At 56.3% G+C, this 26,378-nt stretch carries 29 protein-coding genes; 13 read left to right on the forward strand and 16 right to left on the reverse strand.

Translation table 11 applies throughout. The features are described 5' to 3' along the window. Positions 1–7: 7 nt before the first annotated feature. Complete coding sequence (locus LOKVESSMR4R_RS16910; protein ID WP_087211061.1) at positions 8–1,390, reverse strand: GntP family permease; 1,383 nt, start codon at positions 1,388–1,390, stop codon at positions 8–10. 295 nt (positions 1,391–1,685) lie between these two features. Between LOKVESSMR4R_RS16910 and LOKVESSMR4R_RS16915 the strand changes: the two genes are divergently transcribed. Both LOKVESSMR4R_RS16915 and LOKVESSMR4R_RS16920 read left to right on the forward strand, forming a co-directional pair. Beyond that, the gene (locus tag LOKVESSMR4R_RS16915) at positions 1,686–2,975 is read left to right on the forward strand and encodes a hypothetical protein (protein WP_157898261.1); all 1,290 of its coding nucleotides are present in this window, start codon (positions 1,686–1,688) and stop codon (positions 2,973–2,975) included. Between the two features lie 127 nt (positions 2,976–3,102). Next, positions 3,103–3,474: a hypothetical protein gene (locus LOKVESSMR4R_RS16920; RefSeq protein ID WP_087211070.1), complete on the forward strand. Its 372-nt coding sequence runs from the start codon at positions 3,103–3,105 to the stop codon at positions 3,472–3,474. Positions 3,475–3,525: 51 nt separating this feature from the next. Here the strand turns inward: LOKVESSMR4R_RS16920 and LOKVESSMR4R_RS16925 are convergent, their stop codons facing one another. From LOKVESSMR4R_RS16925 to LOKVESSMR4R_RS20635, 3 genes are all read right to left on the reverse strand, one after another. Further along, on the reverse strand, positions 3,526–5,187 hold the full coding sequence (locus LOKVESSMR4R_RS16925; RefSeq protein ID WP_087211074.1) for a BCCT family transporter: 1,662 nt from the start codon (positions 5,185–5,187) through the stop codon (positions 3,526–3,528). Positions 5,188–5,453: 266 nt separating this feature from the next. Next, positions 5,454–5,855, reverse strand: coding sequence for a hypothetical protein (locus tag LOKVESSMR4R_RS16930; protein ID WP_087211077.1), 402 nt, complete (start codon positions 5,853–5,855; stop codon positions 5,454–5,456). Positions 5,856–5,918: 63 nt separating this feature from the next. Further along, positions 5,919–7,370 carry a flagellin gene (locus LOKVESSMR4R_RS20635; RefSeq protein WP_237331829.1) on the reverse strand — a complete coding sequence of 484 codons (1,452 nt, stop codon included), beginning with the start codon at positions 7,368–7,370 and terminating at the stop codon, positions 5,919–5,921. Positions 7,371–7,678: 308 nt separating this feature from the next. On the opposite strand from LOKVESSMR4R_RS20635, the gene LOKVESSMR4R_RS16940 reads away from it, so the two are divergent. The 3 genes from LOKVESSMR4R_RS16940 to LOKVESSMR4R_RS16950 all read left to right on the forward strand — a co-directional run bounded on the left by LOKVESSMR4R_RS16940 (position 7,679) and on the right by LOKVESSMR4R_RS16950 (position 9,588). After that, positions 7,679–8,974: a site-specific integrase gene (locus LOKVESSMR4R_RS16940; RefSeq protein WP_087211084.1), complete on the forward strand. Its 1,296-nt coding sequence runs from the start codon at positions 7,679–7,681 to the stop codon at positions 8,972–8,974. A 72-nt stretch (positions 8,975–9,046) separates the two neighbouring features. Continuing rightward, positions 9,047–9,286 carry a type II toxin-antitoxin system ParD family antitoxin gene (locus LOKVESSMR4R_RS16945; RefSeq protein WP_087213478.1) on the forward strand — a complete coding sequence of 80 codons (240 nt, stop codon included), beginning with the start codon at positions 9,047–9,049 and terminating at the stop codon, positions 9,284–9,286. After that, on the forward strand, positions 9,286–9,588 hold the full coding sequence (locus LOKVESSMR4R_RS16950) for a type II toxin-antitoxin system RelE/ParE family toxin (RefSeq protein WP_087211088.1): 303 nt from the start codon (positions 9,286–9,288) through the stop codon (positions 9,586–9,588). The genes LOKVESSMR4R_RS16945 and LOKVESSMR4R_RS16950 overlap by 1 nt, the downstream gene beginning before the upstream one ends. A gap of 4 nt (positions 9,589–9,592) precedes the next feature. Here the strand turns inward: LOKVESSMR4R_RS16950 and LOKVESSMR4R_RS16955 are convergent, their stop codons facing one another. Then, positions 9,593–10,159, reverse strand: coding sequence for a tyrosine-type recombinase/integrase (locus tag LOKVESSMR4R_RS16955; protein ID WP_087211091.1), 567 nt, complete (start codon positions 10,157–10,159; stop codon positions 9,593–9,595). Between the two features lie 254 nt (positions 10,160–10,413). Here LOKVESSMR4R_RS16955 and LOKVESSMR4R_RS16960 point away from each other — a divergent pair, with 254 nt between their 5' ends. Together LOKVESSMR4R_RS16960 and LOKVESSMR4R_RS16965 are read left to right on the forward strand one after the other, a co-directional pair. Beyond that, the gene (locus LOKVESSMR4R_RS16960; protein WP_087211094.1) at positions 10,414–10,656 is read left to right on the forward strand and encodes a type II toxin-antitoxin system Phd/YefM family antitoxin; all 243 of its coding nucleotides are present in this window, start codon (positions 10,414–10,416) and stop codon (positions 10,654–10,656) included. Further along, positions 10,649–11,068, forward strand: coding sequence for a hypothetical protein (locus tag LOKVESSMR4R_RS16965; protein WP_087211097.1), 420 nt, complete (start codon positions 10,649–10,651; stop codon positions 11,066–11,068). The genes LOKVESSMR4R_RS16960 and LOKVESSMR4R_RS16965 overlap by 8 nt, the downstream gene beginning before the upstream one ends. Positions 11,069–11,806: 738 nt before the next feature. Here the strand turns inward: LOKVESSMR4R_RS16965 and LOKVESSMR4R_RS16975 are convergent. Next, positions 11,807–12,130, reverse strand: a complete 324-nt coding sequence (locus LOKVESSMR4R_RS16975; RefSeq protein WP_087211104.1) for a DUF3768 domain-containing protein — start codon at positions 12,128–12,130, stop codon at positions 11,807–11,809. 83 nt (positions 12,131–12,213) lie between these two features. Here LOKVESSMR4R_RS16975 and LOKVESSMR4R_RS20315 point away from each other — a divergent pair, with 83 nt between their 5' ends. Together LOKVESSMR4R_RS20315 and LOKVESSMR4R_RS16985 are read left to right on the forward strand one after the other, a co-directional pair. Continuing rightward, entirely contained in the window at positions 12,214–12,531 is a 318-nt protein-coding gene (locus LOKVESSMR4R_RS20315) for a DUF6626 family protein (RefSeq protein ID WP_157898262.1), read from the forward strand. A gap of 435 nt (positions 12,532–12,966) precedes the next feature. Beyond that, a complete protein-coding gene (locus LOKVESSMR4R_RS16985; protein WP_087211110.1) occupies positions 12,967–13,365 on the forward strand; it encodes a hypothetical protein in 399 nt (132 codons plus the stop codon). A gap of 54 nt (positions 13,366–13,419) precedes the next feature. Here LOKVESSMR4R_RS16985 and LOKVESSMR4R_RS16990 read toward each other — a convergent pair whose 3' ends face one another. After that, positions 13,420–14,328, reverse strand: coding sequence for a hypothetical protein (locus LOKVESSMR4R_RS16990; protein WP_087211113.1), 909 nt, complete (start codon positions 14,326–14,328; stop codon positions 13,420–13,422). A gap of 72 nt (positions 14,329–14,400) precedes the next feature. On the opposite strand from LOKVESSMR4R_RS16990, the gene LOKVESSMR4R_RS16995 reads away from it, so the two are divergent. After that, positions 14,401–15,219: a hypothetical protein gene (locus LOKVESSMR4R_RS16995; RefSeq protein WP_087211118.1), complete on the forward strand. Its 819-nt coding sequence runs from the start codon at positions 14,401–14,403 to the stop codon at positions 15,217–15,219. Positions 15,220–15,588: 369 nt separating this feature from the next. Here LOKVESSMR4R_RS16995 and LOKVESSMR4R_RS17000 read toward each other — a convergent pair whose 3' ends face one another. Together LOKVESSMR4R_RS17000 and LOKVESSMR4R_RS20640 are read right to left on the reverse strand one after the other, a co-directional pair. Continuing rightward, the gene (locus tag LOKVESSMR4R_RS17000) at positions 15,589–15,990 is read right to left on the reverse strand and encodes a hypothetical protein (RefSeq protein ID WP_087211121.1); all 402 of its coding nucleotides are present in this window, start codon (positions 15,988–15,990) and stop codon (positions 15,589–15,591) included. A 63-nt stretch (positions 15,991–16,053) separates the two neighbouring features. Beyond that, complete coding sequence (locus LOKVESSMR4R_RS20640) at positions 16,054–18,051, reverse strand: flagellin (RefSeq protein WP_087211125.1); 1,998 nt, start codon at positions 18,049–18,051, stop codon at positions 16,054–16,056. 279 nt (positions 18,052–18,330) lie between these two features. Here LOKVESSMR4R_RS20640 and LOKVESSMR4R_RS17010 point away from each other — a divergent pair, with 279 nt between their 5' ends. Then, entirely contained in the window at positions 18,331–18,945 is a 615-nt protein-coding gene (locus tag LOKVESSMR4R_RS17010; RefSeq protein ID WP_087213481.1) for an SEL1-like repeat protein, read from the forward strand. Here LOKVESSMR4R_RS17010 and LOKVESSMR4R_RS17015 read toward each other — a convergent pair. The 7 genes from LOKVESSMR4R_RS17015 to LOKVESSMR4R_RS17045 are packed head-to-tail and all read right to left on the reverse strand — an operon-like array spanning position 18,897 to position 22,721. Next, positions 18,897–19,319: a hypothetical protein gene (locus LOKVESSMR4R_RS17015; protein ID WP_087211128.1), complete on the reverse strand. Its 423-nt coding sequence runs from the start codon at positions 19,317–19,319 to the stop codon at positions 18,897–18,899. The genes LOKVESSMR4R_RS17010 and LOKVESSMR4R_RS17015 overlap by 49 nt on opposite strands. A gap of 18 nt (positions 19,320–19,337) precedes the next feature. Beyond that, positions 19,338–19,607, reverse strand: coding sequence for a hypothetical protein (locus LOKVESSMR4R_RS17020; RefSeq protein WP_087211131.1), 270 nt, complete (start codon positions 19,605–19,607; stop codon positions 19,338–19,340). Continuing rightward, on the reverse strand, positions 19,607–19,945 hold the full coding sequence (locus LOKVESSMR4R_RS17025; protein ID WP_087211133.1) for a flagellar biosynthesis anti-sigma factor FlgM: 339 nt from the start codon (positions 19,943–19,945) through the stop codon (positions 19,607–19,609). The genes LOKVESSMR4R_RS17020 and LOKVESSMR4R_RS17025 overlap by 1 nt, the downstream gene beginning before the upstream one ends. A 35-nt stretch (positions 19,946–19,980) precedes the next feature. After that, positions 19,981–20,694, reverse strand: a complete 714-nt coding sequence (gene flgA / locus LOKVESSMR4R_RS17030) for a flagellar basal body P-ring formation chaperone FlgA (RefSeq protein WP_087211136.1) — start codon at positions 20,692–20,694, stop codon at positions 19,981–19,983. Between the two features lies 1 nt (position 20,695). Next, positions 20,696–21,034, reverse strand: a complete 339-nt coding sequence (locus LOKVESSMR4R_RS17035; RefSeq protein WP_157898263.1) for a FimV family protein — start codon at positions 21,032–21,034, stop codon at positions 20,696–20,698. A 5-nt stretch (positions 21,035–21,039) separates the two neighbouring features. Next, complete coding sequence (locus tag LOKVESSMR4R_RS17040) at positions 21,040–22,185, reverse strand: flagellar assembly protein T N-terminal domain-containing protein (protein ID WP_204248689.1); 1,146 nt, start codon at positions 22,183–22,185, stop codon at positions 21,040–21,042. Between the two features lie 23 nt (positions 22,186–22,208). Beyond that, on the reverse strand, positions 22,209–22,721 hold the full coding sequence (locus LOKVESSMR4R_RS17045) for an LPP20 family lipoprotein (protein ID WP_237331830.1): 513 nt from the start codon (positions 22,719–22,721) through the stop codon (positions 22,209–22,211). Between the two features lie 165 nt (positions 22,722–22,886). Between LOKVESSMR4R_RS17045 and flhA the strand changes: the two genes are divergently transcribed. Together flhA and LOKVESSMR4R_RS17055 are read left to right on the forward strand one after the other, a co-directional pair. Next, entirely contained in the window at positions 22,887–24,992 is a 2,106-nt protein-coding gene (gene flhA / locus LOKVESSMR4R_RS17050) for a flagellar biosynthesis protein FlhA (protein ID WP_087211142.1), read from the forward strand. A gap of 42 nt (positions 24,993–25,034) precedes the next feature. Then, positions 25,035–26,375, forward strand: a complete 1,341-nt coding sequence (locus LOKVESSMR4R_RS17055; protein WP_087211144.1) for a hypothetical protein — start codon at positions 25,035–25,037, stop codon at positions 26,373–26,375. Positions 26,376–26,378 lie beyond the last annotated feature (3 nt).

The following is a 26,378-nucleotide window of genomic DNA, read 5'->3' on the forward strand; positions in this document are numbered from 1 at the left end:
CCGGCCGTCAGAAACTGCCAAAGATAGTCCCCAGCGTGATCAGAACGACCAGCGCCAGCAGCGGAACAATCACGGCGACCACCGCGATATCCAGATAGGCCTCGCGGTGGGTCAGCCCGCAAATCGCCAAGAGCGTGATGACAGCGCCATTATGCGGCAAGGCATCCAGCCCACCGGTGGCGACGGCTGTCACGCGGTGCAGCAGGTCGGGCGCAAGGCCTGCGGCAGTGCCCATTTGCAGATAGGTCTCGCCCAATGTCGCCAGCGCGATGGACATGCCCCCGGATGCGGACCCCGTGATCCCCGCCAAAAGCCCGGTTCCCGCCGCCAGCGAAACCAGCACATTATCCCCTCCGACCGTGACCACCCAGTCGCGGATCACCCCGAAGGCCGAAAGCGAGGCGATCACCGCGCCAAACCCCACAAGGCTGGCCGTGTTGAAAATCGGGGCGAGCGCATCCTTGGCGCCTTGGTCCAGCGTCTTGGCAAGATCGGCGGCCAGACCCCGCCAGTTCAGCGCCACCAATGCGACCACCGCAACCGTCAGCGCCGCGATGATCGACCAGATGCCGCGCAGCGCGTCAACATCAGTGGCACCGTAGATTGCCAGCGCCAGATAGCCCGTGTCCATGCGCGGGATGACCAAGACCGTAAAGCCAAGGTTCAACACCAGCACCAGCAATAGCGGCAGCGCCGCGATGACAAAGCCGGGGTCGCGCCCCAGCCTGGCGGGTTGGGTCACATCATCCGCCACCACCCCATATCCCGGCCCCAAGACCCGCGCCCGAAAGCGCAGCCATGCCATCCCCAGACCAAACATGATCCCCGCTGCGATCAAGCCCAGTCCGGGGGCCGCAAAAGGCGTCGTGCCGAAATAGGGCATCGGGATGGCGTTCTGGATCGCGGGCGTGCCGGGCAAGGCGGTCATCGTAAAGGTGAACGCGCCCAGCGCGATGGTCGCGGGGATCAGCCGCTTGGGCAAATCCGCCTCGCGGAACAGAACGGCCGCAATCGGCCAGACCGCGAAAGCCACGACAAACAGCGACACGCCGCCATAGGTCAGCGCCGCGCAGGACAGAACGACCGCCATGATCGCGCGGTCTCGGCCCAGCCTGCCGATGATTCCATCCGCCAGCACGCGGGCTGATCCAGAGGCCTCCATCAGCTTGCCGAAAACAGCGCCCAGCAGGAATAACGGGAAATACTGGATCACAAAGCCGCCCATCGCCTGCATGAAAACCTGCGTATAGCTGGCCAGCACCGGCCCGCCCTCGGCAAAGGCCACGGCCAGCAAGGCCATGGCGGGCGCCAGCAATAACAGGCTGAGCCCGCGATATGCCAGAAAGATCAGCAGCGCGAGCGCGGCGATGATCACGACAACGCCGGTCATCGGGCGTCACACGCGCATAGATCACCACAGCGCCGGCGGGCAAGATTGATCGGTTTGCCTGTCACTGATCCTGCACCCCATCGCTGCTGCTGCGTTGCAGCAAAACTAGCGCATATCGGGCCAGCCGACAATCAGCACCGCGCCCCCACAGCCAAGGCGCAGCTGCGTCGCGCGCAGGCAAATCGTACGGGTCAATCACAGCAATGCGGGATCGCACCGGCGGATTCTTCTGGAACATTCATCCACCGGCCCTGTTCAACGCAAACATACCGCAACGAAGGAAAGGAAACGAAACATGCCAATAATAGGTCTTTCTCGCCTCAAATCGGTGCGTGGCGCCTTGCTGTGCAGCGCTTTCGCCACCACGGCGCTCATCCCTGTGCAAAGCTTTGCGCAAGATCAGGACAACGCCTGCGCCGAACTACAACGCGCGGCCGAACAGATTGATTTTGAACAATCGGGTCTTTCCGAAGACCAATATATCCGCATGGTCGAGGCCAATGACTCCGCCCAATGCAGCGTGCTGCTGACCGAGGTGAACGCAGCACTCGGGCTTGAAGGCTCTGTATCGGAAACCGAACAGGCCCGCATCCGGCTGTCGGACGAGGTGGTGATCGAAGGGCGCGCCATCATTGATCAAGGCCCCGCCAATGTGCAGATCGACGAACAGGCCGCCGAAGTCATCGTCAGCGAAAGCACCGCCGATGTGAATGTCACGCAAGAGGCTTTTGACATCGTGGTCCGGCAGGACGCGCCCCGCATCACGCTGGATATGCCACAGCCGACGATCACCATCGAACAGCCTGCGCCGGAATTCATCATCACCATGCCTGATCCGTCAGTCGATGTCGCCAATGCCCGCCCCCGGGTCGAGGTGCGTCAGGCCCAGCCACGCGTGCGGGTGAATGTGCCGGATCCGACGGTCAAGCTTGATCTCTATCAGGCCGAAGATCCCGAAAACTCGCCCGGGATCGAAATCTCGCGGCGCGCGGCGGCAGATGGGACGACAGCGACAGCCGAACCGCAAGTGTCGATGACACGGGCCGAAGCGCGGATCGTCTATCCCGATACCGACCAGCAGCCACCCAATGTCACCATCGCGCGCGCGCAACCCAATATCCGCTTTGAACAGCGCGATCCGCAGATCGAGATCACCTCTTCGGGTGAACCACAGGTGAACTGGACCCAATCCGGCGATCCCATCGTGCGTTTCGAAGATGCCAGCGCAGGTGACGGACAGCCGCAGGCAGCCGGCAACAGGCAGGCCATGGCGGGCGGTCCGAATGTCCGGCGCGACGGCTATGAGATGATCGACGCCACCGAGGTTTCCACGGCCGAGCTTGACGGCGCACCCGTCTTTGGCGTGCAGGGCAACGACGTGTCGGAAATCGGCATGCTGAGCGTGGCAGAGGACGACGCCCAATCCGTGATCGTCGATATCGGTGCCTTCATGGGGACAGAACCGCGCGAAATTCGCGTGCCCTTGTCAGATCTGACCATCCTGCACAACGCCCAGGACGGTGATCTGCGCACCTATATCAACGCCAGCGAAGAACGGTTGATGTCCTATCCAGATGCTGGGTAAGGCGCGACCCTGACCCCGTGCCGCGCCGGATCATCCGGTGCGGCACCTGATATCTGCCAGCCTTCCAACCGCATGACGCGGGGAAGGCGGCACCCCATTCAGATTTGCAAGACAAAGGAAACCAAACATGGCCAATCCGCAAAGACCCGCCCCCGGCCAGCACGGCACGGGCACGTCCCGCAGGCAAAGCGGCAGCACCTGGATCTACGGCGGCATCGCCGCGATCATCATCCTGCTGCTGATCTTGTTCTTTGGTGGCTTTCTGGGCAATGGCACGGCATTGCAGGACGATGTCGCAACGCCAGCCGTGACAGAACCGGCAACACAAGACGATGCAGAGGTGATCACCTCGGACCCGCCGACCACGGCACCACCGGCAACAATCCCGGACAGCCAGACAGATACGCCCGCCCCAGCCCCCGCAACCCCCGCACCCCCCGAGGAGGATACGATTGAAATCCAAGGCGATGCCGAGGTCGAGGTTCTGGACGAATCCTGACCCCATCCAAACAGGCGGCGGCGACGGAATATCGCGCCGCCTGCTTACCCTTTAGCGGCCGCGCGGCGCAGCGGGTGTGTCCGTTTCATCTGCGGATGAAATGTCAAACTCGCTCAGCTCTGGTCGTTTGCCGATATTGATATGGGCGATATCCTCGGCGGCGAAGCCTTTGATCAGCGCGGGGATCATCATGCAGACCAGCACGAAGATCGGCAGCCCAACCACCGTGATGACCTGTTGCAGCGCGACCAGCCCTGCCTCGCCCGCCAGCAGGATCAGCGTTGCGGCGATGGCCCCTTCGGCCAGCCCCCAGAACACCCGCTGACGGACGGGACCGGGCTTTTGGGTGCCCGTGCACAGCATATCGACAACCAGCGAGGCGGAATCCGACGAGGTGGCGAAAAAGATTGCCACAACCAGCACCGCCAGCCCTTGCATGAACGTGGCCCAGGGCAATTCGGCGAAAAAGGCGAACATCGCCAGCGGCACCGATTCAGCGACGGCCTGACTGATCCGGCCCGCCTCTGCGCCCATCGCAAGGCGCTGTGCCTGCCCCAGCCCGTCAAGCGCGATGGCCTGCCAGCCGAAGATCGCGAACCAGATGATCGTGAATAGCGAGGGGGCCAGAAGCACGCCAAACACGAACTCGCGGATCGTGCGTCCGCGCGAAATCCGCGCAACGAACAGACCGATGAAGGGCGACCACGTCACCGTCCAGGCCCAGTAGAACACGGTCCAATCGCCCTGCCAGCCCCAATCACCGGTGCCCATATCGCTGCCGTGCAACATGTCGTTCCAGAAGGCCAGACGCGGCAGGTTCGACAGGTAAAGCCCGAATGTCTCGACGATGCCGCGCAGCAGGAACAGGGTCGATCCGGTCACCAGCACAAAGATCATCAGCCCGATGGCCATGCCGATATTGATGTTGGACAGGACCCGCACGCCCTTATCCAGCCCCACGACAATCGAAATCGTGGCGACAATCGTCAGCGATCCCAGGATGGCAAGCCGCAGGCCGGTATCATTGGACCAGCCGAACAAGGCGGACAGCCCCGCCGCCACCTGCGACGAGCCCAGCCCCAGCGACACCGCCACGCCGAACAACGTGCCGATGATCGCGGCGATGTCGATGGCCTTGCCGATGGGGCCATAGATGCGGTCGCGCAGCAGCGGGTAGAACACCGAACTGACCCGCACTGGCAGATCATAGCGGTTGACGAAATAGGCAAAGGCCAGCCCCGGCAAGGCAAAGATCGTCCAGGTATGCAAGGCAAGGTGGTAAAGCGAGATCGAAACCGCATCCTGCGCCGCCGCGAGCGTGAAGGGATCGACACCGGGCAAGGGCGGGTTGCTGTAATGGCTGATCGGCTCGGCCACGCCCCAGAACATCAGCACGGTCCCGATGCCACCCGCAAACAGCATCGTGAACCATGACAAATTGCTATAATCGGGCCGCGCATCCTTGGGCCCCAGCCGGATATGGCCATGGCGCGACATCGCGGCATAGATCAAAAACCCCAGCCAGAGATTCACCCCAAGGATAAAGAACCAGCCCAGATTGGTGACAATCCACGCCCGCCCTTGCGCAAAGGCAGTGCCAATGGTCACGGGGGCTGCGGTCAGAACGACGACAAAGACAAGGCTTAGCCCTGCAGAGATGAAAAAGATCGTGGGGTCGACCCGCAGGCCTAATCTATCTGCCAGATTTTGCAATGAAGGGCCTTTCAATCACATTGGTGGCGGCATGAAGATTTCATGCAGCCTGAACCGCGTACAGGGGCAGATGCGGCTGACCCCGCTGTCGCGGCATGGGCAGACCATCCATGATCCCCCCGAAATCCATCGGGGGCCACAGGTACGGCAGGACAATGCGACCCGGTCAGATTAGTTCCAGAAAACTTTGCCACATATCGCAGCACCGGCATGATCGGGCGGTGTCATCAGGGAAAGAGCTGTTGCAAAGCAGGACAGCCAGCGGGTCAATTTGCGAATTTATCGCCGATCCCGTCCATGACACCGCGCATGCGCTCGCCCTCGGCGCAATCGGCGGTCATGGTCATCTGCGGTGCGATGCGTTGCTTTTCGCCGCTGAAGCTGACGCCGTCATAGCGGTTGGCCAGGGCAATCTGCAGATAAGTACCCCTGTCACCCTCGATCCGCGCCATGCCGTTGGAAAATGGAATGCTGCGGCCGGTATCTGTGTTGCGCACAGCAAAGCTGCTGTCGGCAAGGGGGCATTGGTTGATTAATCGCACCTCGGCGCGGATCACGGCACCATCGCCGGTGTTCAGCGCATCTTGGATGATGGGAAGCACAAGCTTGACCAGCCCAAAGGCCACCACGGCGGCAAGGATCGTCAAGACAATGGCACGTCGGGTCATGGCTCTGGTCCAATCACAACAGGCCCGGAATAACCCGGGCCTGTGTTTCGCGTGGTGGTGCGCTTAGCCTTGCAGCAGGCTCAGCACGCTTTGCTTGGAGGCATTCGCCTGCGCCAGCATCGCGGTGGAGGCTTGCTGCAGGATCTGCGACTTGGCAAGGCTGGTCGATTCCGCCGCAAAGTCAGCGTCTTCGATACGGCCACGGCCACCTTCGAGGTTGATGGAGATGTTGGTGAGGTTGCTGACCGTGTTGTCAAGGCGGTTGGAAACTGCGCCAAGTTCTGCACGCTGTGTGTTGACTGTTGAGATAGCGGCATCCATCAAAACAATCGACGCCAAAGCTGCGTCACGAGTGCTGATGTCAAAAGCACCAGCAGCGGTGACTGCATCAGCACCAGCGGTAGTTTCAGTTACTGTGAGGCCAGTAGCATCAACGCCCGTAGTTGCTTTTGTCACAGCACCAGCAGCTACCTCCGTAGACTCAGCACCACCGCCGCCAAGCGTGAAGTTGCCTGCCTGAACACCTGGAGCAGTCGCTGTTAGAATAAGTTTGTCAGCACCCGATGAAACAGTAAAACCAGTGACACCAACAGCCTGCAAATCACTAGCAAGTGCGGCTACGTCAGCGAAACTTGTTCCAGTTGTAGTGAACGTTTCGCCACCAATCGTAAGAGTAACTGCAGCATCAATATCACCGAAAGTTATGCCATCAGTTGCAGCCTCTTGTACCTCAGCAGTACCAAGTGTTGTTGCGGTCAGGTCTTCAGTACCACCACCGGTCACTGTGAAGGTGCTGACAGTTGCCCCTTCTGTTTTGGCGGTAGCAATAAGGTCAGTGCCACTCGCGCTGAAAGTCCAATCGGTGTTGTCAGTATTCGCATTCAGTGATGTTACGATATCGTCAAGAGATGTAGCGTCTGCCGCATCAACAGTCAGGTCTACGCCGTCAATCGTCACGGTGACGTCAGCATCAACCGCGGTAAGGTCAAAATCTGAAAAGTCACCAGTCAGCACTGCCGTTGCTGCATCGGAAGCAGCTACTGTGGTATCCGAGGCACCAAGCGCCGCAGTTGTCATTGCAGAGATACTAACCGTAATTTTATCAACGTCACCAGTGTTGCCGCCAACCTGCAGATTGAAAGTACCATCGCTACTGCCGCCACCGGCACCAGTCAGCAAGTCTTGGCCAGCCCAAGTAGTCGCGCCAGCAATACGGTCTATTTCAGTTGTCAGCGCCGTAAATTCAGCCTGAAGATTGGACCGATCAGTGCTGTCGTTGGTATCGTTCGCAGCCTGCACAGCCAGTTCGCGCATCCGCTGCAGGATGTTTTCGATTTCCTTATGCGCGCCTTCGGCGGTGTTGATCAATGCCTGACCGTCCTGGGCGTTGCGGATCGCCTGGTTGGTGCCGCGGATTTCCGAGCTGAGGCGCGATGCAATGGCCACGCCAGCTGCGTCATCTTTGGCAGAGTTGATGCGCTTGCCGGTTGACAGGCGTTCCATCGAGGTTTCCATGTCCTTGTTGACGCTGGTCGCGGAAGCCGCGGCCATCAAGGCGCCGGTATTCATTGTATCGCTAAATACAATTCAACTTTGCGTTGATTTCAAAGTTAAAATCACGCCTGTCATCCCGTGTCGACAAAACTGCACACAAGACAGTGACATTTTATCTTAATAACAATATCTTGGAGTTTTATTTAGGCTTGCAAGGCGTGGCGGTATGAACCGAGACGCAGTTACAATACAGCCAAAATATATCCATTGTCCAGATACACAAAACTCGCTTAACGTGTGTAAAAGCTCAATGGTCTGGAAGCAATCTCGTGCAGTTCACCACTAAAAACATCGAAACGTGCACCAACTCATCAGACCATCGTCGGCTGACCTACACCGACCCAGCTATGCCTGGCTTGCAGCTTGAGTTGTTGCGAAAGTCCAAGAAGTTCCGGTTTCGATATCTATGGCATAGCAAGCAACGCTCAGTCGTGATTGGGGAATTTCCAAGTTTAAGCATCAATGATGCGCGCGCGAAGGCAACGGAATTCAAGCGCTTGCTGGCAGACGGCATTGATCCACGCGAAGCCAGACAACAGAAGAAAAGCACGCCAACTGTTGGCGAATTCTTTTGGGAACATTTTCTGCCAAACGCGCGACGATATAAAAGCAGCTGGGAGCTCGACCAGTCAACTTATGTAAATCACATAGGGCCGAGGTTTGCCGAAATTGCGATGGACCAAGTCACACCCACCAACATAGACGAAATCGTGGAGCGCTTGTCCGGACAGGGGTATGCACCCGGCACCATCAACCGCGTGCTGATACTGTTTGGATCACTGTTTACACTTGCGAACAAAAGGCGTGTGCCGTGGGTGCCGGCCCGACAGGATTTGCACATCAAGCTTTTGCCCAACCCGCTGAAACTGGAACGATATATTTCTCCAGAAGAAACACAGCGTCTATTTGTTGAACTTGAGCGCAGCCGCAATCCACTGCTCAAATACATCGTGGCTTTCCTGCTGCTGACTGGAGCACGTAAAAGTGAAGCTTTGAACGCAAAATGGGTCGACTTTGATTTTGCCGTTCAATCTTGGACAATCCCGCGCGCCAAAGGTGGTGGCCACCGCCGTGTGATGATTTCCTCAGCTATTGAATTGATCCTCGATGACGTACGCGATGTTCATCTTAGACAAAGCGGAACAATCAATCCTTTGGTGTTCCCAAATTTCAAGACTGGCGAACCATTCATCAACGTATATCGCACTTGGGATTATGCGCGGCGGCGTGCTGGCTTACCCAACTTGAGAATGCACGACCTTCGTCACAGCTTTGCTAGCGCCCTCGTCAACCGCGGTGTCTCCATTTACGAGGTACAAAACCTGCTGGGTCATTCATCAATCAACACCACCAAGCGTTACGCCCACCTGTCGCCTGAACGACTGCGTCAAAGTGCCGAAGTTGCGTCATCCGTGTATAGCGCACCAATGGCTGCATCAAAAACGATGATGGAACCCGAAGTACCAGATTTCTTGTTGTCGCTGCTGATTGAAACACAAGCGTCAAAGGCAGCCACTTCGGACTGCGCTCAGCATTCTACAGCTGTTCCACGAGGAACAAGCTAGGCGTTGTTGAAGCTGAACATATTGACCTGAGATTTCAGAGCGAATATGATTAGATCACATAGGGAGGCTGGAATGGCTAAAGCAACCTCAATCATTCTGGGTGAACACTTCGATCACCTGATATCTCAGCAAGTGCAGGCTGGGCGATATGGCACGGTCAGCGAAGTGATACGTGATGCATTGCGCTTGTTCGAGCAGCAGCAGACAGCAATTCAGCGGCTCAACGACGCAATTGAAGAAGGATATGCAAGCGGCATAAGTGAACCGTTTGATTGGGATGACCTGTTCGACGAGGCTGCTGCTGAAGCATAATGCCTGAAATCAAGTTCACAAACGCAGCACGGCGTGATCTCAAAAGCATCTTCACCTACAGCACGCGCAAATGGGGTCAGCAGCAAGCAAAACGTTACGCCGATCAGCTCTTTGTACACGTTGAAAAAATCGCAAGCGATGCAGTCTTCAGCAAAAACATACCAAGCACTCCGCGTGATTTGAGGCAAAGCTCAGTTGGAAGACACCTAATCATTTTCGAACAGACCGACGGCCAAATCCTGATTGTTCGCGTACTACACGAAGCGATGGATATCACACGGCACATCGGTCAATCTGACTAACCAGCTATAGCAACTCCACCGCAGCGCTCATCTGATCAGCGTTCACGTCGATGTATCTTTGTGTCGTCGAAATATGCGCGTGCCCCGCAAGTTCCGCCAACACACGCACGCCAATGCCTTTGTTTGCGAGCCTTGTGATGTAGGTGCGCCTTCCCGAATGGCTTGACGCATCTTTCAGCCCAACTGCCTTGTAGATATCCAGAAATAGCTGACACATCGTGTTTGCTGAAAACGCACCGCCCTTTTGGCTCTCAAACAGCGCGCGCTCAGGATTGTTGTGACCAAGTTCGGCGGCATAATCTGCCAGCACCTTTCGCATTCGCTGGCTCAGATATACTGTACGGGTCCTGCCCCCTTTGCTTTGGGCAGCGCTGAGTACGAACTGCTCGCGGGTCGCACCTTGTTCGTCAACTACGTCACTGTACTTCAGCGCAGCGATTTCACTGGCACGCAGCCCTGCATAAAAACTAAACTGAACGATGGCTTGATCACGTGAAGGATAACGCCTGCTGCGGCAGTATTGCAGCACGCGGCGCAGTTGAGTTTCGTTCAAAGTTTGGGCCTGGCGCATAGTAAAAACCTCATATTATCATATACTTGACTATACAGTCTGAGGTTTTGGTTGGGCTACCGAATTCGCCCCCAATCCGTTTGTTAAAAAAAACAATGGCTTACACTATAACCTCACAAAGCGCATATTCTCTGAGGTTTCATTTTGACCGCATTTGAGCACGGCTGAAACCGGCTCAGCGCTCGTCACTGCCACGTCATCTTGACCTTAGCTATATTAGCTAATATGTGTATATTATATAAAGGGAGCTGACCATGCGTAACTTCTCATCAACAGAACTGGCGAACAATACCGGTGACGTGCTGGCAGCAGCAGCGCAGGAACCAGTCAACATCCAACGACATGGCAAAGCCCGTTATGTGCTTCTGAGCGTTGAGCAGTTTGAACGGTTAAGCATGAGAGCAGATCAGCGCCGTACCATTCATGTCGATGATTTAGGCGCAGACGAGGCAGATGACCTTATCGCGCAGCTCGAGCACAGCATCGCACATGACTGATGTGCCACATGCAGGTCACGTGCTGCGCTATCCCTATTTATGGGCGCGGCAAGCAGGACAGGGCGAAACTGAAGGCCGCAAACCGCGTCCTTGTGCCGTTATTTTGGCACTGAGCAGTGGCAAGGGGCAAACTGAACTACGCCTATGCGCCATCACCACGCAGCCGCCGAGGCGGGAAACACACGCAGTTGAAGTGCCTGAAATTGAAAAACGCCGCGCTGGATTAGATAGCAGTGTGGCGCTGTGGGTGATCGTGGATGAGCACAATCTGGATGTGTTTGAGCAAAGCTTTTATATCGAGCCACAAAGCATGCTTGGCGCATTCAGCAGCACTTTCACAAAAGAGCTTCAAACGGCAATGATTGTGGCCTTGCGCCAACGCAAATCAAACGCAGTCCGCAGACGCGATTGACCGTATTTGAGCCGCTTATTTGCGCAAGTTGATAAATAAACTTGTAAGGCAAAACATAGGCTCAACAAACGAGATCAAGGCTGGCACGCCGATTATGACAGTGCTGCAAACCCGTTCTGATGTGAGACGGTGCGCAAACGGATTGCTCGTTATCTGCTTCAATCAACTACCCCATCGTCTGGTGGGATGCCTTAAGCTGTAGAGACGCAAATGTTCGGTCTGCCCTCAGCTTTGATTGTCGTAATGGTGTGCGGTTAATAAGGCAGTGCTGACGTGTTCAGTGCTGCTTGCAAGTGAGATGGATGACAACCTCGGCAACGAGACCCATCGTCATATAGGAGTGCCTGACTGTATAGGTCCTATATGTGTGTATGATACGCTGGTAATAGAGATGATAGCAAAACCTGCTCTTCCAATTTGGTTCAGTGATACAGTCTGACTGCGACGTGCAATGGATATTGTGGTGCGCAGTTTTTAGATCGACGCCTTTATAGGCGTTGATCTGACTGCTCCTTGCAATGTCAAAGAAAAAAATAATCAAAAAAAGATAAAACAAATCAAAGACGAAGAACAAAAGCGAAGCAGAGCTGAAGCTTCGACAGAAACGCAGTTGATGTCGCTGAACATCATACAAGATATCACATGCGTTTGAGTTCTTTGGAAAAGCGATGATGATTATATTGCCCAAACTATGGCTTGAACACAGAACAAAGCCACAGATGACATCGCAATATTATGTCAGTATTCGTCCACGAACATGATGGTCAGCACACGACAGGTGACGTTTGGGTCAGCTGGGTCAGGTGAGTGATACTGCAGGTCCAAGTCGAGATAATCCCATTTCCAAAACACCACGTCATCTTCGACCGCAAATGAGCCAAAGTCGTGTTCGTTGTAGCTGTCGTTGTCTGTGGTGAAACTGCTGTAGTGCTGAACATTGCACAGTATCTGATTGAGGCTGTCATGGTCGCGCACAGCGGGGGTGAGGTGCACTCGGCACTCAGCAAAGCTCTGTCGTGCGCGGTCATTGAGGTCTCGTATGCGGGTGGTTTTGCACTTCATCACCGCACAAGCAATATGGTCACTTATAGCGTTGGACGACCAAATTCTGCGTGCGTGATAAATACTGCCACAAGGAGAAGCCCATGAGCCAACAAACCCTACGCGAAGTACGCGACAGCCTGCTGCACTTGAACGCCGTCAACAGTGAGCGCGAGTTCTGTGAACGCTGGCTGTGCAAAAGCGAGTGCTATCTGCGCACACTCAAAATCAACCACATCGATGCCAGCGCCGATGCCCTTGCCACGCTTGCCAGTAAACTGGGGCATTATGCTGGTGAACTCAGCAACAGCCCCCAAAGCCATCACCGCCATCACGCACGAGAGTTTGCACGCCTCAAGCGATTATGTGAACACAGTTTGTTCGCGCAGGCAGAGCGCAAGTGGCGGAGGGTCACAGCGTGAACAGTTTGGCGAAATGGGTTTTGCGAAGGGAAAAATCTCTGCTGCAAAATCTTAGGGGCCAGTACTTACACATTTGGGCTGGTGATTTTACATCACCCCATTGCAGCAGGCGGGCAGGATGCGAATAAGCGAAGTGGTGGGCGAAGCTGTGTGGCAGCACCTCCCGCTACCCAAGCCAAAACCCTTGCCCATACCCAAGCACACCAAGTCCAAGCCACCAACACCCAAGAAGAACACAAAGCCCAAGCCATTCAACGAGCCAAAGCCAGATGAGCTGAGCTGACAGCACACGCTCAAGGCGAAGTGTTTGGAGGCGCTCAACCCTAATGCTGAAAATGTTCCTCGTGGAACACGTGCAATGTCAAACGGAGCCATTCCGCTATTGTCGCAACGCAAGCATCGGCTATCGTCTTACGAAACACGAAGGAGCGAGTGATGAACTATATTGTTTCCCCCAAATACAAGAAATCTGTGCGCTACAAAACAACTTATAAGCACTCAACAAGAGACAACATCTTCGCAATTCACGACGAATACTTTCGCTTCGAAAGTTTTCTCGTCGAATTCCGAGCTGGCATAGATATCGAAAAGGTCAAAGATTGGGATGTACTTGATTTGGACGAGGACACTGTGGTTGATAGCTATGAAAGCCAAGAAGATGGCACAGATGTGGGCTATGCCGAATGGAATTTTTCTGGGCTAACGGACGAAGAGCGTGAAGAACTCGAACAGTATATCGAAGAAGAGTATGGGCTCTACGATCACGAGGACTGGGAAGAAGTCGAACTTGAGATTTCGATAGAAGGTGGTGTGAACATAGAGCCTGCCAAATAAAAAGCCGCCCCGCAGTACGGGACGGCTGTGTAGGCTACAGATTAACTGCGCAGTTTATTTGGTGATGGCGACAGTCTGTGTGGCAGTACCTTCGATAGTGCGCAGCTCGGTGACATCCGCTTTGAGATTGTCCTGTGCTGCTTCTGTGCCGTAGTCCCACAGCGCAGGCTTGAACTCCACGTCCTTTGCGTTCTGCTTTGCCTGTGTATAACGGTGTGTGACTGTGTGCTGATAAGCTTGCTCTGCCGCAGCGACGAACTGAACCTTGATAGGCAGACGGCTTTCGATCTCCGCCAGTGCTTTTTTCACCGCCCTCCAGTCGTATGCGTCCACGAATGTCTTGTCGAACAACAGCTTAGCGAACACGAAATTGTTGCTGTCCTTGTCTTTGGGTAACAGCAGCGACAACTGCTTTACCTGAGGTCGCGTCGCATCTACCAAAGCCTTCAGCTGTTTGCCCGTCAGTCCACGGAAGTCCATGCCGTCGTTGACATAGCTTTCAAAGAACTGCGCAGGCATTTGTGTAAGCGTGTAAATTTTAGTCCACTCAGGCGGCATGAATGCGGCGTGGTTGACCAAACGCGGCTGCAGTTTGCCAATAGCGCAGAATTTACGAATAACCGAACTATCGTCCTTGTAGCCAACAGCCGCACAGAAATCCGCAAAATCATATTCTTCCAGCGATTGGTGTGCTTCGTAAACCACCCTGCACATCTGTAGGGTCGCACGTGCTGTACGTTCTTCAGTCTTTTTGAACAGCGCAACATATTGATCACGCGAGCGCGGTTTGATTGTTTCAATGTCCCCAAGCCCCTGCGCTGCTGAAACCTGTCCAGGCGCAAAGGGGTCGTAACGCACATTGCCTGCGTCAGCGCCCGCTGTGCCATAGTAGCTGGTCACAGTTTCGGTGGTGGTGTCTGCCGCGTCGTCTGCAGCATTAGTGATGATGTTGATATCGAGCATGTGTAGTTCCTCTTTGATTTGATGTCGGCAGCGACATTGCTTGCCGATAAACAAAAGATAACATGAAGATTGATGCCCAGAGATTTACACGATATCTATCTTTACATGGCATCAAACGAGCAAAGCATGGGTGTAAACACAAACCGAAGGCTTCACTTTGCGTATGCATGGCCACTCAAACGTTGGCCCAAGGACGGCAAGCAGCGAGTGATGCCGCCATTCCCTGAAGCTGAGCCATGGCAGTGCAGTGTGTACTATTATTGGTGGGAGTATTTGCGCAGGCATGAAGGTTATCGAGACACCTGCGCATGTGGCGGCAAGGGTGCCTATGCTGAACTGTTTGCGGATTTTGGCGATGTGCATGCCACTGACTTTTGGACATGGTGGCGGGCGCACAATCACATCTTCGCAGAACCACCAGTTCGACAGGTACGGCATGCGACAGAGGGGGAAACTGCGGACGAGCGTACACTGATCCTGTCTGTGCCTTTGGACACCAAGCTCGCGCTCACAGTTGGTCAGTTCAAACGCTTGGTGCGCCCACTGCTGAAAGAAGCCCCGCGTGCCAAGACGCAAAGCCGCGCACAATACCCTGTTGCTGCCAAGCCAATACTACCAGCACTGCATGAACATCTGATGGTTTGGGATGCACGGCAGGCAGACAACGACTGCAAGGACTGGGAACTGGCTGACAGGGTGGGACTGCGCATCAACCATGTTGTGGATGGCGAAACCATCGCCACACGCAAAAGCCTCAAGTTGGGCTATGACGATATTCTGCAGGTGCTGACACGCCGCAAGCAGTTGGCAGTGCAGCGTCACCTGCGCATTGCAGAACAGTACATCCACTATGTTGGGCGAGGACGCTTTCCCTACAGAGACAGCAGGTAAACACGCTTGGGGTGTAAACGCCTGAGTAGAACAACCCTGACCGTGAAAATGTTCCTCGAGGAACACGCCAAACTGTTTTATCGCACAACGCTGGCGTCAACGAAGCGCTGTGCTGCCCGTACAGCTATCCCACAGCCCTTGTCCGTGGACAGCGTAGCACTCAACGCCAACAGCGCGCTGTATGTGGGTTTTTGAACGATTTTGCGGCGAATATAGCAGAACCAATAATCCGTTGCGCACATCACCGACTGGCATAGTGATGCGGGTATAAAATAGTTTGGGATCAGTGACTTGGGTGTGGGATTTTATTGAAACTGAGTTTGCGCACAAGTTTTTAAAATGTGCACAAGATGGTGACATCATTGCGGCTCAATTACCGAATTTATCGCCGATCCCGTCCATCACGCCGCGCATCCGTTCGCCACTGGCGCAATCGGCGGTCATGGTCATCTGCGGTTTGATGCGTTGCTTTTCGCCGCTGAAGGTCACGCTGTCAAAACGGTTGGCCAGCACGATCTGCAGGTAAGTGCCGCTTTCGCCCTCGATCTGCGCCCTGCCGTTGGAAAACGGGATGCTGCGGCCCGTATCCGTATTGCGCACAGCAAAGCTGCTGTCGGCAAGCGGGCATTGGTTGATCAATCGCACCTCGGCACGGATCACAGCGCCATCGCCGGTGTTCAGCGCATCTTGGACGATGGGAAGCAAAAGCCTGACCAGCCCAAGCACCACAACGGCGGCAAGGATCGTCAACACAATGGCACGTCGGGTCATGGCTGTGGTCCAATCACAACAGGCCCGGAGTAACCCGGGCCTGTGTTTCGCATTGTGGTGCGCTTAGCCTTGCAGCAGGCTCAGCACGCTTTGCTTGGAAGCATTGGCCTGCGCCAGCATCGCGGTAGAGGCTTGCTGCAGGATCTGCGACTTGGCAAGGCTGGTCGATTCCGCCGCAAAGTCGGCGTCTTCGATACGGCCTTTGCCGCCTTCAAGGTTGATGGCGATGTTGGTAAGATTGTTAACAGTGCTATCGAGCCGATTGCTGATCGCACCAAGTGTAGCGCGCTGAGTGTTTATCTCCGAAATAGCAACATCGATAGTGTCCAGGGCACTAGCGGCTGCAGAACGTGACTGCACGCCAAAGTTAAGGGCCCCGATATCAACAGTACCATCGCTGTTATCCGTAGCCTCAATATCTGTGAAGCCCTGTGCCGCAATTTGGTCAAAAATTGCTGTAGCAATCTCCTCAGCGCTCTCGCCCCCAGCCAAAGTTGTCGAGATTTCTGTTCCATTCACATCGAAGGTGATGTCGCCGGCAGAGAAGACCCGCGCTAGTGCGACTGAACCGCCAGTCGCTGTAGCAGACGCGCCAACAGTTGCTGTGGCCGCGTTTACGGCCGTTTCAATCGCTGTTGCAATCTCATCGAAAGTGTCCCCTTTGGTTACTGTCACTTCGACGGGGTCACCACTTCCAATGGTAAGAGCCAGTTTTCCATCGACCAACGCAGTTTCACGGGCAAGTGTCACTGTACCTGCTGTTGCATCAGTAACGGAAGTTTGAGCACTAATTACATCGGCTGTCGCACTGTTACTGTCTGGATCTACGAACGCAGCTGCAATCTTGTCCATTATTTCTTCTACAGTGTCACCACCGGTCAAAGCCACATCTGTTTGCACCCCATCGACGAGTAACGATACTGAGCCACCTTGATCGGCAGCAAGACCGATTCTTTCCAGCGTAACCGCAGCACCAGTATACGTCGCACGCACGGATGAGCTACTTGTGCCTGTATTGATTGCAGCAGTCATCTTCGCTGCAAGAGTTTCGGTGGTGTCAACACCGTCCGCAACTTCTATCGTAAAAGCGACGCCATCAAGTGTCAAAGTTGTCGTTCCGTCAGCAGTTCCACCTGCCGCCGTGAAAGTAATGGTATCGTCGGCCAATGTGGCAGCCGTACCCGTAGTATCGGTATCTGCAAAGGCCATATCAGCAGCGAGAACAGCGCCAGCGGTAACGGTCAAAACACCGGCAGCGTCAGCCACAGAGATTGATGTCATAGCCACAGGGACCACCGTGTATACGTCATTGTCAACAAATGCAGCAGCACCAACAGAAATTACGCCATCGGTATCAGTAGTGGTGATACCCATCGCAGCGGATGCTGAACCACCCACTGTCTGCGCTACGACTACATCGTCATCAGTATAGCCTGACGCGACAGTCAGAACACCATCGGCAATGCTGACGCTGGCGTTCGTCGCACCAGTCAAAACCGCGGATGTGGTCACAGACGCAGCTGTATCAATCCCTAAAGCCAAGGCAGACATAGCATTGATCGAAACCGTCAGCGTATCAAAACCGTTTGAACCGCTTCCGATCTGCAAATTAAACTCTGCAGTGCCTTGTCCTGTTCCATCTCCATCAAGCAACTGCTGACCAGCCCAACTGCTCGCTTCGGAAATCCGATTGATCTCAGTAAGCAACTGGTCCATCTCAGCCTGCAGATTGGTACGGTCAGCGCTGTCGTTGGTGTCGTTGGCGGACTGCACAGCCAGTTCACGCATCCGCTGCAGGATGTTTTCGACTTCCTTGTGCGCGCCTTCGGCGGTGTTGATAAGACCTTGGCCATCGGCAGCGTTGCGGATCGCCTGGTTGGTGCCACGGATTTCCGAGCTCAGCCGCGATGCAATGGCCACGCCAGCTGCGTCATCTTTGGCAGAGTTGATGCGCTTGCCGGTCGACAAACGCTCCATCGAAGTTTCCATGTCCTTGTTGACGCTGGTCGCGGAAGCCGCGGCCATCAAGGCGCCGGTATTTGTTGCAATTGCGAGTGCCATCACATCTCTCCTATTATGTCATTAAGAGAACACGTTCAAAATCCGCGCTCTCAACCAACTGAAGCATGCTGTCGCTATCAACCGGCCTGTTAAGGGTAACGGTTGCCGCAGGGCCGCCTTTAGCCCCGAAAGCCAACATTCTTTGACAAGGTTGATTGCTGTAAAGCCGTGACCCGATTAGGATTGCAATTGACCGGCTGAAAGGTGCGCATCGCCATGACTTTCTTCTTTCGACTGCCCATTTGTTTTTGTCGGATCGCGACAGGCAGTTTTTGCGCATTGCTGTTGATCACCGGAACCGTGCTTGCTGCCGAAGGGTCAGATGCCAGCCCCGATCCGTTTGACGCCGCCGTCGATGCCGTGAAAGCAGAGGAATTCGGCCTGGCAAATGACCTGTTCTTTGCCTTGGCCGAGCAGGATGATCATGACGCGCAATTCAACCTGGCGATCTTGCTGGAAGCCGGCAAGGGCACGCCGCAGAATTACAGCCTGGCGCTGGAATGGGCCTGGCTGGCGCAGCTGGGCGGGGTCACGCGCGCGCAAGCTCTGGCCGACCGGCTGGCCGAGAAATTGCTGCCCGCCACGAAAGACATGATCGCATCGCGTATCGACAGCCGCCTGCAAGACCGCCTGTCCAAGGGCGATTCTGCGGCCATCATGCAATATGTTGCCTTCAATCAGACGATATTGGCGCGGCCGGATCTGGAAACCGCCTATATCTGGACGCTGATTGGCGCGGCGTTGAATATCGCCCATGCCGCCACAACCCGCAATGACATCGAGGGCACGCTAGAGCCACGCGTTATCCTGGCCGCCCAGGACACCGCGCGGATGATGTTTCTTGATCAGGATATGGCGTTATTATTCGCCGAGACCGGCGTCGCATCACGGTAGCTGATCGAGATGGCCAAGGCCTCGTCCTCGGTCAGGTCGTATCGCTGGGCGGCCTCTTGCACACTATGGCCCGCCTGACGCGCGGCGATGAAGGCCATGATATTGGCGGCTGATTTTGTCTGCGGGCCAGGGCTGGTGTCTGCATCTGGCGGCTGAACAATGGGTGTTTCTATCTGCGGGGTGATCATCTCGGGGTTTGTGCCCTGCGGCAGCGCCTGGATGATATGTTTCAGCGATGATCTGATATCCGACAGATCACGTTGGTTGCGCCTGACGCCGATAAAAACCCAGCCGACAAATAGCAGATTCAACAACAGCACCGCGATTGTCATCATCTGGCCCGTCGTCAAAATTGCCGCATCATTTGGTGTCAAAATATAATCCTCTGATGGTCAATATTTTGACGTTTGCGACGCCGTATTGCCGCCAAAAGCGGGTCTGCGCAATTCAGCACATTTTTCGGCATAAAGAAACTCGAGACTCAGTTGCTGATACAAATCCATCAGATCAGAGGATGCATCCAGCCCAAGCGGCCCCAGCTTGGTGATCTCGGCCAGCACCTCTTGGGATGCGGCGACATAATCCTTGTCCGTGGCGCGGCACGCTTTGAGGCGGTCAAGCGCCGCTGCTAGCTGTTGTGTCGCGTCACCGGCTTTTGACATCAGTTCATGGATTCAAAGGCGTCGGCCAGACCCTGCGCGATCTTGTCAAAATCGACAGGATATTCATTCGCCTGGATCGAGGCCCGGATCCGTTCGACCGCTTCGATATCAACCGGGACCGGCATGCTCTGCATCGACGCCAGAACCTCGGCCGCGGCGGAATTGATTTCGACAGCGGGTCGAGACGCGGCAGATACCGGGTTTACCGGTGCCGCAGCACCCAGCCCAGCCGTATCGCCGCTGCTTGCAGGCGAAATGTTGACTTTGGGAACCGCATTCACCTCTGGCATCTTCGCCGAAGTGACCGTTCCAGTCAGATTTTGTGTTGCATCAACCATTTTGCATTCTCCTGTCGAAGATAGGTAACGACTGTTCAGCGTGCCATTTTAGAGATGACGTGAACTTTTCTTTCCGCAGAGATCCGTCCCGTCACTTCGCTGCCACTGCTCAGGTTTCTTAGCCGTATGTTATCGCCAATCTGTCCGGGTTCCAAGGCAATCCCGGGGCTTTCGATTTCGATACCACCATTCACGATCTGCAATGTCACGATATCATCTGCATTGATAGCCCAGTCACGTTGCAGATGGCGCGGGCTGACAGGCACACGGGGCGTCAAGGATTGCGACAGCACCCGGCCCGCGACATCCTCGATCGCGATATAGACGCTGCTGACGGACAAAGGGTCGATCGGACGCAGTTCCAGATCATCGGGCTGGATACGGTCGCCACTGCGCAGCGGGCGACGCAGAAAAACCGCTTGGGTCACGTAGGATTCCCTGGCTTCGGGCACATGCGGAGCGGCACCTTGGACCTGCGCGCGCAAGGCAATGCTCCATTCCACCGGCGAGGGGCAGCGCACCGTCACACTGCGCCAGCCGCCAAAGGCCTGTTCCACCTCAAGCGGCGCGTCACAGGCATAGAATTGTTTTTCAGCCATGACATTGGGGGCGGCGACTTCACCCGCGCTGGCCAGCCGCTCGATGATCGCCTGCTGGACCTCTTGGCCCGAGACGATCCGCGTGACGGCCTGATCCTGCGCCCAAAGCGCGACAGGCCAGATCAGCAGGATGCACAACCAGCGCCTCATATCAGAACACATAAATATCATCAGGGACGGCTGGCAAGCCAGAGCCTGCAGGCAAGGTCAGGGTCTGTCCTGCCACCATCCTGTCAGGATCGCCGCGCTGAAATGCGCGCGGATTATCCTGAACGACTTGCGCGATCACGCTTTGCAGATTGGTCGCGCCATATTGATAGTGCCGCAAAATCCCCAAAAGATTTTCACCCGGCGCGATGACATGCTGCCGCGCTGAACCCGTAGTTTGGGAACAATCGGCCTGGCATAGCAAAACCCAAGGCTCTTGCGCCTTTGCGACACCCGGCAGCAGCATGGCAAGACTAGCGATGATTGCGTGACGCAATTGCATGAACATCACCCTCCGATCTCAAAGCGCACCTGCGCGCCGGCCATTTGCGGCCCCGCACGCCGCGCGTTCAGCGGGCTAAGGATCGCATGGCTGGGGCTTAATTCCACGATGCGGAACACGGTCCAAGGCTGGCCACGACCTTCGGCAAAGCCAAGGCTTTGATGGGTCAGCCCGTCCCGGCTGCCCAAGTCAATGCGGAAACGGCCGGTCCCTGCCGCCGTCAGATAGCCTTGCAACGGCGCGCAGGCATAGGATCCCAGCCATGCGGCAAGCTCGGCAGAGAATTGTGCGGCGACGCTGTTTGCGACCTCATGCGCATCCTTGCGCGCCAGGACATTGATCGTGCGCCAGGGCGTGTTGGCCGATACAGCCACCACATGATTGGTGGATAGCTGCTGTGCCCGTCCGGGCGCGGCAGGGTCAAGCAGCCGGGCATGCAAAGTCACCGTCAATGTCGCGGCTTGAAGACCGGGGGCCGTCGCCTGCCATGACAAATGCAGGCCCCGCGCGGTATCAGGTATCGGGTTGGCGCGCGATGTCTCTACCCGTGCCGGCCCGCTCGTCAGGCTGTTATAGTCAAAACCGGCGGGCAATCTGCTGCCGCTTTGGTCAGCTACCACAAGCGAGATATCGCGCGCCGAAATCTGGATCTGCGGCGTATTCCCCAGCCCCCGGATCGTCGCATCATGCGCCATCTGCAAAGCCTCTGACGCCCAAAGCGGTGCGCTCTGCCCGACATGGATCTGCGGGGTCCCGGCGATCAGATGAACCGCAGGCCGCACGGCACAGCCCAGCGCGGGCGCGGCGCCGACATAGGCATCAATGACGACCTCGTAATGATGGCCCGAACGGCCCTGACTGACGACAGAATAATCCAGAATGCGCGAATTGGGCCGCAGCAGAATGCTTTCACCGGTCAGCACACCGTTATCCGCCATGGAAAAGCCGGACACATCCGCCCCCCCTGCCAGAGCCGCAAGATAAAGCGCATCTTCCAAGGCAATCCGCTGCGCGCGGTCGGTGTTATTGTCGGTCACAGCCGCCCGCCCGGTGACACGGACCAGATCGGCAAAAACCGGCCCGCTGCCCAGAATGAACAGCATGACAGCCCCAAGCAGCCCGATCTGACGCGAAAGGATTTTGGGCAGCATCACCGGTCTTGCCTCCTGCCCGCTTATCGCACGGCCATCAGGATGCGCGCGATCATGTCGCGGTCCAGCTCTAGCACGACCTCATAAGTATCTCGGCCCACCGGATTGATCCGCACCGTGCGCGCGCCGCGAATGGTGCCATCGACAGCGGCGCGTGTTGTATCATTCTGCAAAACCGCATCAACCACGGTTGTTTGCGCGCTCAGCCGCAACCCATGCACCTGTTCGGTGATGTCGCGCATGGCATCAAGCCGGGCGACGCGGATCGCCATCAGGCGCTTTTGGTTGATGTTATGGGCAGGCTGCGCTGAAATCGTGGCATAGCCCGTGCCGATGATCGGCGGGACGGTTTGCTGTGCAACAGCGGCATCGGTGGCCTTCAGCGCATTTTCGATTGCAACGACTTGTTGTGCAGCAGGCGATATGCCCGCGTGACTGGATGATGTGTGGCCATTCATGTTGCAGGCGCCCAGCGCGGCAAAAATCGCAAAGGCCGCACAGGTCTTGATCAGATCGGTTAAGGCAAAGTCACGCACAGAAATATCCTCCGCAAGTCGCGTTTTGCCCTTGGTCTTGCATATGTCGTGCCAGTGCCGCGCAGAGCAGAGATACAATGCATTTTTTTACTGGCACAAGAATTGCCTGTCACTTGGGTGAAGTGGTGCCTTTCAGGCGCTGCAGCAGATGGAGCAGCAAGTCAGATGAGCTTGTCCGATACAACAGCACCGCGGCACCTGTTGGGGCGCAGCCTGACCAGCATCACGCTGCCGCTTGGCATTCTGATCCTTGTGGCGATGATGGTTCTGCCATTGCCAGCCTTCCTGCTGGATATCTTTTTCACGCTCAATATCTTCATGTCGCTGTTGATCTTGATGGTGGCATTGCACACTTACCGGCCGCTTGATTTTTCGTCCTTCCCCAGCCTCATTCTGGTGGCAACGGTCTTGCGGCTGGCGCTGAACGTCGCCTCGACACGGATCATCCTCAGCGAAGGTCACACCGGCACCAGCGCCGCCGGGGCGGTGATCGAAGCATTCGGCGCCTTTGTCATTGCGGGTAATTATGTTGTCGGGATCTTCGTTTTCGTCATCCTGGTGATCATCAACCTTGTCGTTATCACCAAAGGCGCGGGCCGGGTGTCCGAAGTCTCTGCCCGTTTTACGCTTGATGCGATGCCCGGCAAACAGATGGCCATTGACGCCGATCTGAACGCCGGGGTGCTGACCGCCGAAGAAGCAACCACGCGGCGCGCCGAAATCTCGCGCGAGGCGGATTTCCATGGCGCGATGGATGGTGCGTCCAAATTCGTCAAAGGCGACGCTGTCGCCGGCGTCCTGATCCTGGCCATCAACGTGATCGGTGGATTGACGATCGGGATGTTGCAGCATGGTCTGTCGATCCAGGAATCCTCCGAGCTTTATATCCTGTTGTCCATCGGGGATGGCCTTGTCGCGCAGATCCCGTCTTTGCTGCTGTCCATTGCCACCGCCATCATCGTCACGCGCGTATCTTCAAGCCAGGATATGGCCGAGCATATCAAGGGCGAAGTCAGCATGTCACGCGCATGGTTCCCGGTGGCCGGGGTGCTGCTGTTGATCGGCCTTGTGCCCGGCATGCCTACGGCGCTGTTCGGCGGGATGGGTCTTGCCGCTGGTGTCGCGGCCTATTTCTTTCGCAAGCAAGAGCAGACCGAGGGCACCGAGGACGAAGACGACGCCAAGGCAGATGTCGAAGACAGCAATCCCAATAGCCTGAAAATCACCGATGTCGCGGATCTGTCTGCGGTGACATTGCTGCTGAGCTATCCGCTGTTGTCCATGGTCGACAAAGACGATGGCGGGCCTTTGGCGCGGCGCATTGTCACCGTGCGCAAGGAAGTCTCGCAGGCTTTGGGATTTGTCCTGCCCAGCGTGCGCATCCGCGACGATCTGGGGCTGACGGCCAATGAATATAGAATAAAGATCGGCCAGACTGTCGTCGCCGAGGACAAGATCTACCCCGACCAAAAGCTGGCACTGCCCAGCGGCACATCGCGTGTCAAAATCGAGGGCATCGATGTCAAAGAACCGTCTTTCCGCATTGATGCCACCTGGATTCAGGCAGATCGCGAATTCGAAGCAGAGGCGAACGGCTATATCATCATCGAACCTGAAACGGTTCTGGCGACACATCTCAGCCAGATCTTGTATAAATATGCGTCAGAGCTGATCGGGCAGGATGATGTGCAGGAACTGCTGGACAATCTGTCGAAGGTGGTGCCGCAGCTGGTGCAATCCGTCGTCCCCAAACTGATGCCCTTGCATAACCTGACAGCGGTGCTGCGTCAGATCCTGCGCGAACGCATTCCGATCAGCGACCTGCGCCGCATCTTGGAATTGATTTCCGAAATGGCCGGTAAAAACATGAGCATCACAGAGACAGCCGAGGCGCTGCGCCCGCATCTTGTCGGCCTGCTGATCCAACAGACAACGCCGCTGAACACCGCCCTTCCGGTGGTGACGCTGGACAGCGCCTTCGAGCATCTGCTGATCAATGCCGCCAAGCGGTCCGAGGGCGATCAATTGCTGCTGGACGGATCATTGGCCGAACAGATGGTCAAATCGCTGGTGCGGATCAACGAAGAACAAGGCGAAGCCGACAAGAAACCCTTTCTGGTGGTCTCGCCGCAGATCCGCCGCAAGCTTTCGGCCTTTCTGCGTCAGCATATCGCAGATTTTCCGGTCCTTTCCTTCACCGAATTGCCAGATGGACGGCGGGTAGAGATCGTCGCGACCGTTTCTGGCGAAGAGCAATTGGCCGTGGAATGAGCATGGCCAGTTTTTTGATCCCCCCGATAAGGCGCAACGGTCATGACTGAATATATCTTCAGAGCATCCGATCCCGACACTGCGATGGAAAAGGCGGTGCGCGAGCTTGGCGATGATGCCATGATCCTGTCCGTCAAAAAGATGGGCGACATCACCGAAGTCCGCGCAACCCGCGAATCGAACATGGCCAATCAGCCGCCGTGGGATGACAGCAAGCCGCAATCCTGGCCCAGCGACGCGATGGATCTGGGGGCGGCGATGCGCAGCGCGCGGGCGCGGCGCAACGGATCCGATCCTGCCCCGGCTGCGCGACAGCCTGCCGATCTTGCCTTGGCGCGCGGCCGCAATAAGGCCAAGGATGCCACACGCAACGCGGGCCGTGTGGCGCGACCAGCCGAAGAGCCGGACAGCATATTGGATGCAACGCAATTCGAGGAATTATTCCGCCAACGCCTTGCCGCCACCCCTGATCCCGAAATCCCGGCGCAGGCAACACCGCCTGTCGCCAGCCCAATGGCAAAAGAGACGGCCACAGGCGGCAATATCGCGAAACCGGCCCCCGACCCCCTGCCCAATGCGGGTGAATGGGACCCGCGCAGCGCCGTGCCAGCCGCGCCTGCACCCTTGCCGGCCAGCCCGCACCGCCGGTCGATCTTTGATTATGGCTTCCCCGAAGATATTGCCCGATCCTGCGCGATCGCGCCCGATCTGCATAATCTGCAAGCCCAGCAAGACCACGCCTGCCGCCTGCTGGCCGCGCGGATCGCCGATGATGCCGAAAGCTCTGTTGTGCATGAAGATACGGTGTTGTTTCTGTTCGGCCCACCCGGTGCGGGCAAGACCACCGTCGCGGCGCAGCTGGCCTTTGAACGCTTGCGCACCACGGCTTTCCACCCGCGTCTGGTGCAAGTGTCGCAAAAGGGCTTTGTCAGCTGCGGTCGTTTGCAACAATATGCCACTTTGCTGAATTCTGCGTTTCAGAACCTGTCATGCGACGATGATGCAGAGATCGCATCCAACGACATCATTGATTGCGACCTGACCGAACCGGACGCCATTGCCGAGGCGCTGGCATGGGTCACTGACCGCATCCCCGACAGCAATGTCAGCCCTTTGCTGATCCTGCCCAGCACATGGTCCATCGCTGCCATCAAGCAATATACCATGATGTTCGAAGCGATCTGCCCCGCGACCGTTTTGACGCATATGGATATCGGCGGGATTGACATCGCCGGGCTATCGGCAATGGCCGATGCGAATATCAAACTGATCGCCGCCAATGAGACCCGCAAGATCACCGAGGGCCTGACGCTGGTGGATCGCGACTCCGTGGAACGCTTCTTGCAAGAGACACTCGCCGCATCAGCGGCAAATGACCGGTAATCT

Origin of the sequence: Yoonia vestfoldensis (genome assembly GCF_002158905.1) — a bacterium.
Taxonomy (GTDB): domain Bacteria; phylum Pseudomonadota; class Alphaproteobacteria; order Rhodobacterales; family Rhodobacteraceae; genus Yoonia; species Yoonia vestfoldensis_B.

Excerpts from the sequence above, each read along its gene's own strand:
- LOKVESSMR4R_RS17055 (WP_087211144.1), top strand. The coding sequence starts at position 25,035 with ATGACTGAATATATCTTCAGAGCATCCGATCCCGACACTGCGATGGAA.
- LOKVESSMR4R_RS17040 (WP_204248689.1), bottom strand. The coding sequence starts at position 22,185 with ATGCTGCCCAAAATCCTTTCGCGTCAGATCGGGCTGCTTGGGGCTGTC.
- LOKVESSMR4R_RS17000 (WP_087211121.1), bottom strand. The coding sequence starts at position 15,990 with ATGACCCGACGTGCCATTGTGTTGACGATCCTTGCCGCCGTTGTGGTG.
- LOKVESSMR4R_RS16985 (WP_087211110.1), top strand. The coding sequence starts at position 12,967 with ATGAACTATATTGTTTCCCCCAAATACAAGAAATCTGTGCGCTACAAA.
- LOKVESSMR4R_RS16955 (WP_087211091.1), bottom strand. The coding sequence starts at position 10,159 with ATGCGCCAGGCCCAAACTTTGAACGAAACTCAACTGCGCCGCGTGCTG.
- LOKVESSMR4R_RS16960 (WP_087211094.1), top strand. The coding sequence starts at position 10,414 with ATGCGTAACTTCTCATCAACAGAACTGGCGAACAATACCGGTGACGTG.
- flgA (WP_087211136.1), bottom strand. The coding sequence starts at position 20,694 with ATGAGGCGCTGGTTGTGCATCCTGCTGATCTGGCCTGTCGCGCTTTGG.
- LOKVESSMR4R_RS16995 (WP_087211118.1), top strand. The coding sequence starts at position 14,401 with ATGCCCAGAGATTTACACGATATCTATCTTTACATGGCATCAAACGAG.
- LOKVESSMR4R_RS16990 (WP_087211113.1), bottom strand. The coding sequence starts at position 14,328 with ATGCTCGATATCAACATCATCACTAATGCTGCAGACGACGCGGCAGAC.
- LOKVESSMR4R_RS16950 (WP_087211088.1), top strand. The coding sequence starts at position 9,286 with ATGCCTGAAATCAAGTTCACAAACGCAGCACGGCGTGATCTCAAAAGC.
- LOKVESSMR4R_RS16975 (WP_087211104.1), bottom strand. The coding sequence starts at position 12,130 with ATGAAGTGCAAAACCACCCGCATACGAGACCTCAATGACCGCGCACGA.
- LOKVESSMR4R_RS16910 (WP_087211061.1), bottom strand. The coding sequence starts at position 1,390 with ATGACCGGCGTTGTCGTGATCATCGCCGCGCTCGCGCTGCTGATCTTT.
- flhA (WP_087211142.1), top strand. The coding sequence starts at position 22,887 with ATGAGCTTGTCCGATACAACAGCACCGCGGCACCTGTTGGGGCGCAGC.
- LOKVESSMR4R_RS16965 (WP_087211097.1), top strand. The coding sequence starts at position 10,649 with ATGACTGATGTGCCACATGCAGGTCACGTGCTGCGCTATCCCTATTTA.
- LOKVESSMR4R_RS16930 (WP_087211077.1), bottom strand. The coding sequence starts at position 5,855 with ATGACCCGACGTGCCATTGTCTTGACGATCCTTGCCGCCGTGGTGGCC.
- LOKVESSMR4R_RS16920 (WP_087211070.1), top strand. The coding sequence starts at position 3,103 with ATGGCCAATCCGCAAAGACCCGCCCCCGGCCAGCACGGCACGGGCACG.
- LOKVESSMR4R_RS16915 (WP_157898261.1), top strand. The coding sequence starts at position 1,686 with ATGCCAATAATAGGTCTTTCTCGCCTCAAATCGGTGCGTGGCGCCTTG.
- LOKVESSMR4R_RS17035 (WP_157898263.1), bottom strand. The coding sequence starts at position 21,034 with ATGCAATTGCGTCACGCAATCATCGCTAGTCTTGCCATGCTGCTGCCG.
- LOKVESSMR4R_RS17025 (WP_087211133.1), bottom strand. The coding sequence starts at position 19,945 with ATGGTTGATGCAACACAAAATCTGACTGGAACGGTCACTTCGGCGAAG.
- LOKVESSMR4R_RS16945 (WP_087213478.1), top strand. The coding sequence starts at position 9,047 with ATGGCTAAAGCAACCTCAATCATTCTGGGTGAACACTTCGATCACCTG.
- LOKVESSMR4R_RS20640 (WP_087211125.1), bottom strand. The coding sequence starts at position 18,051 with ATGGCACTCGCAATTGCAACAAATACCGGCGCCTTGATGGCCGCGGCT.
- LOKVESSMR4R_RS20315 (WP_157898262.1), top strand. The coding sequence starts at position 12,214 with ATGAGCCAACAAACCCTACGCGAAGTACGCGACAGCCTGCTGCACTTG.
- LOKVESSMR4R_RS20635 (WP_237331829.1), bottom strand. The coding sequence starts at position 7,370 with ATGGAAACCTCGATGGAACGCCTGTCAACCGGCAAGCGCATCAACTCT.
- LOKVESSMR4R_RS17020 (WP_087211131.1), bottom strand. The coding sequence starts at position 19,607 with ATGTCAAAAGCCGGTGACGCGACACAACAGCTAGCAGCGGCGCTTGAC.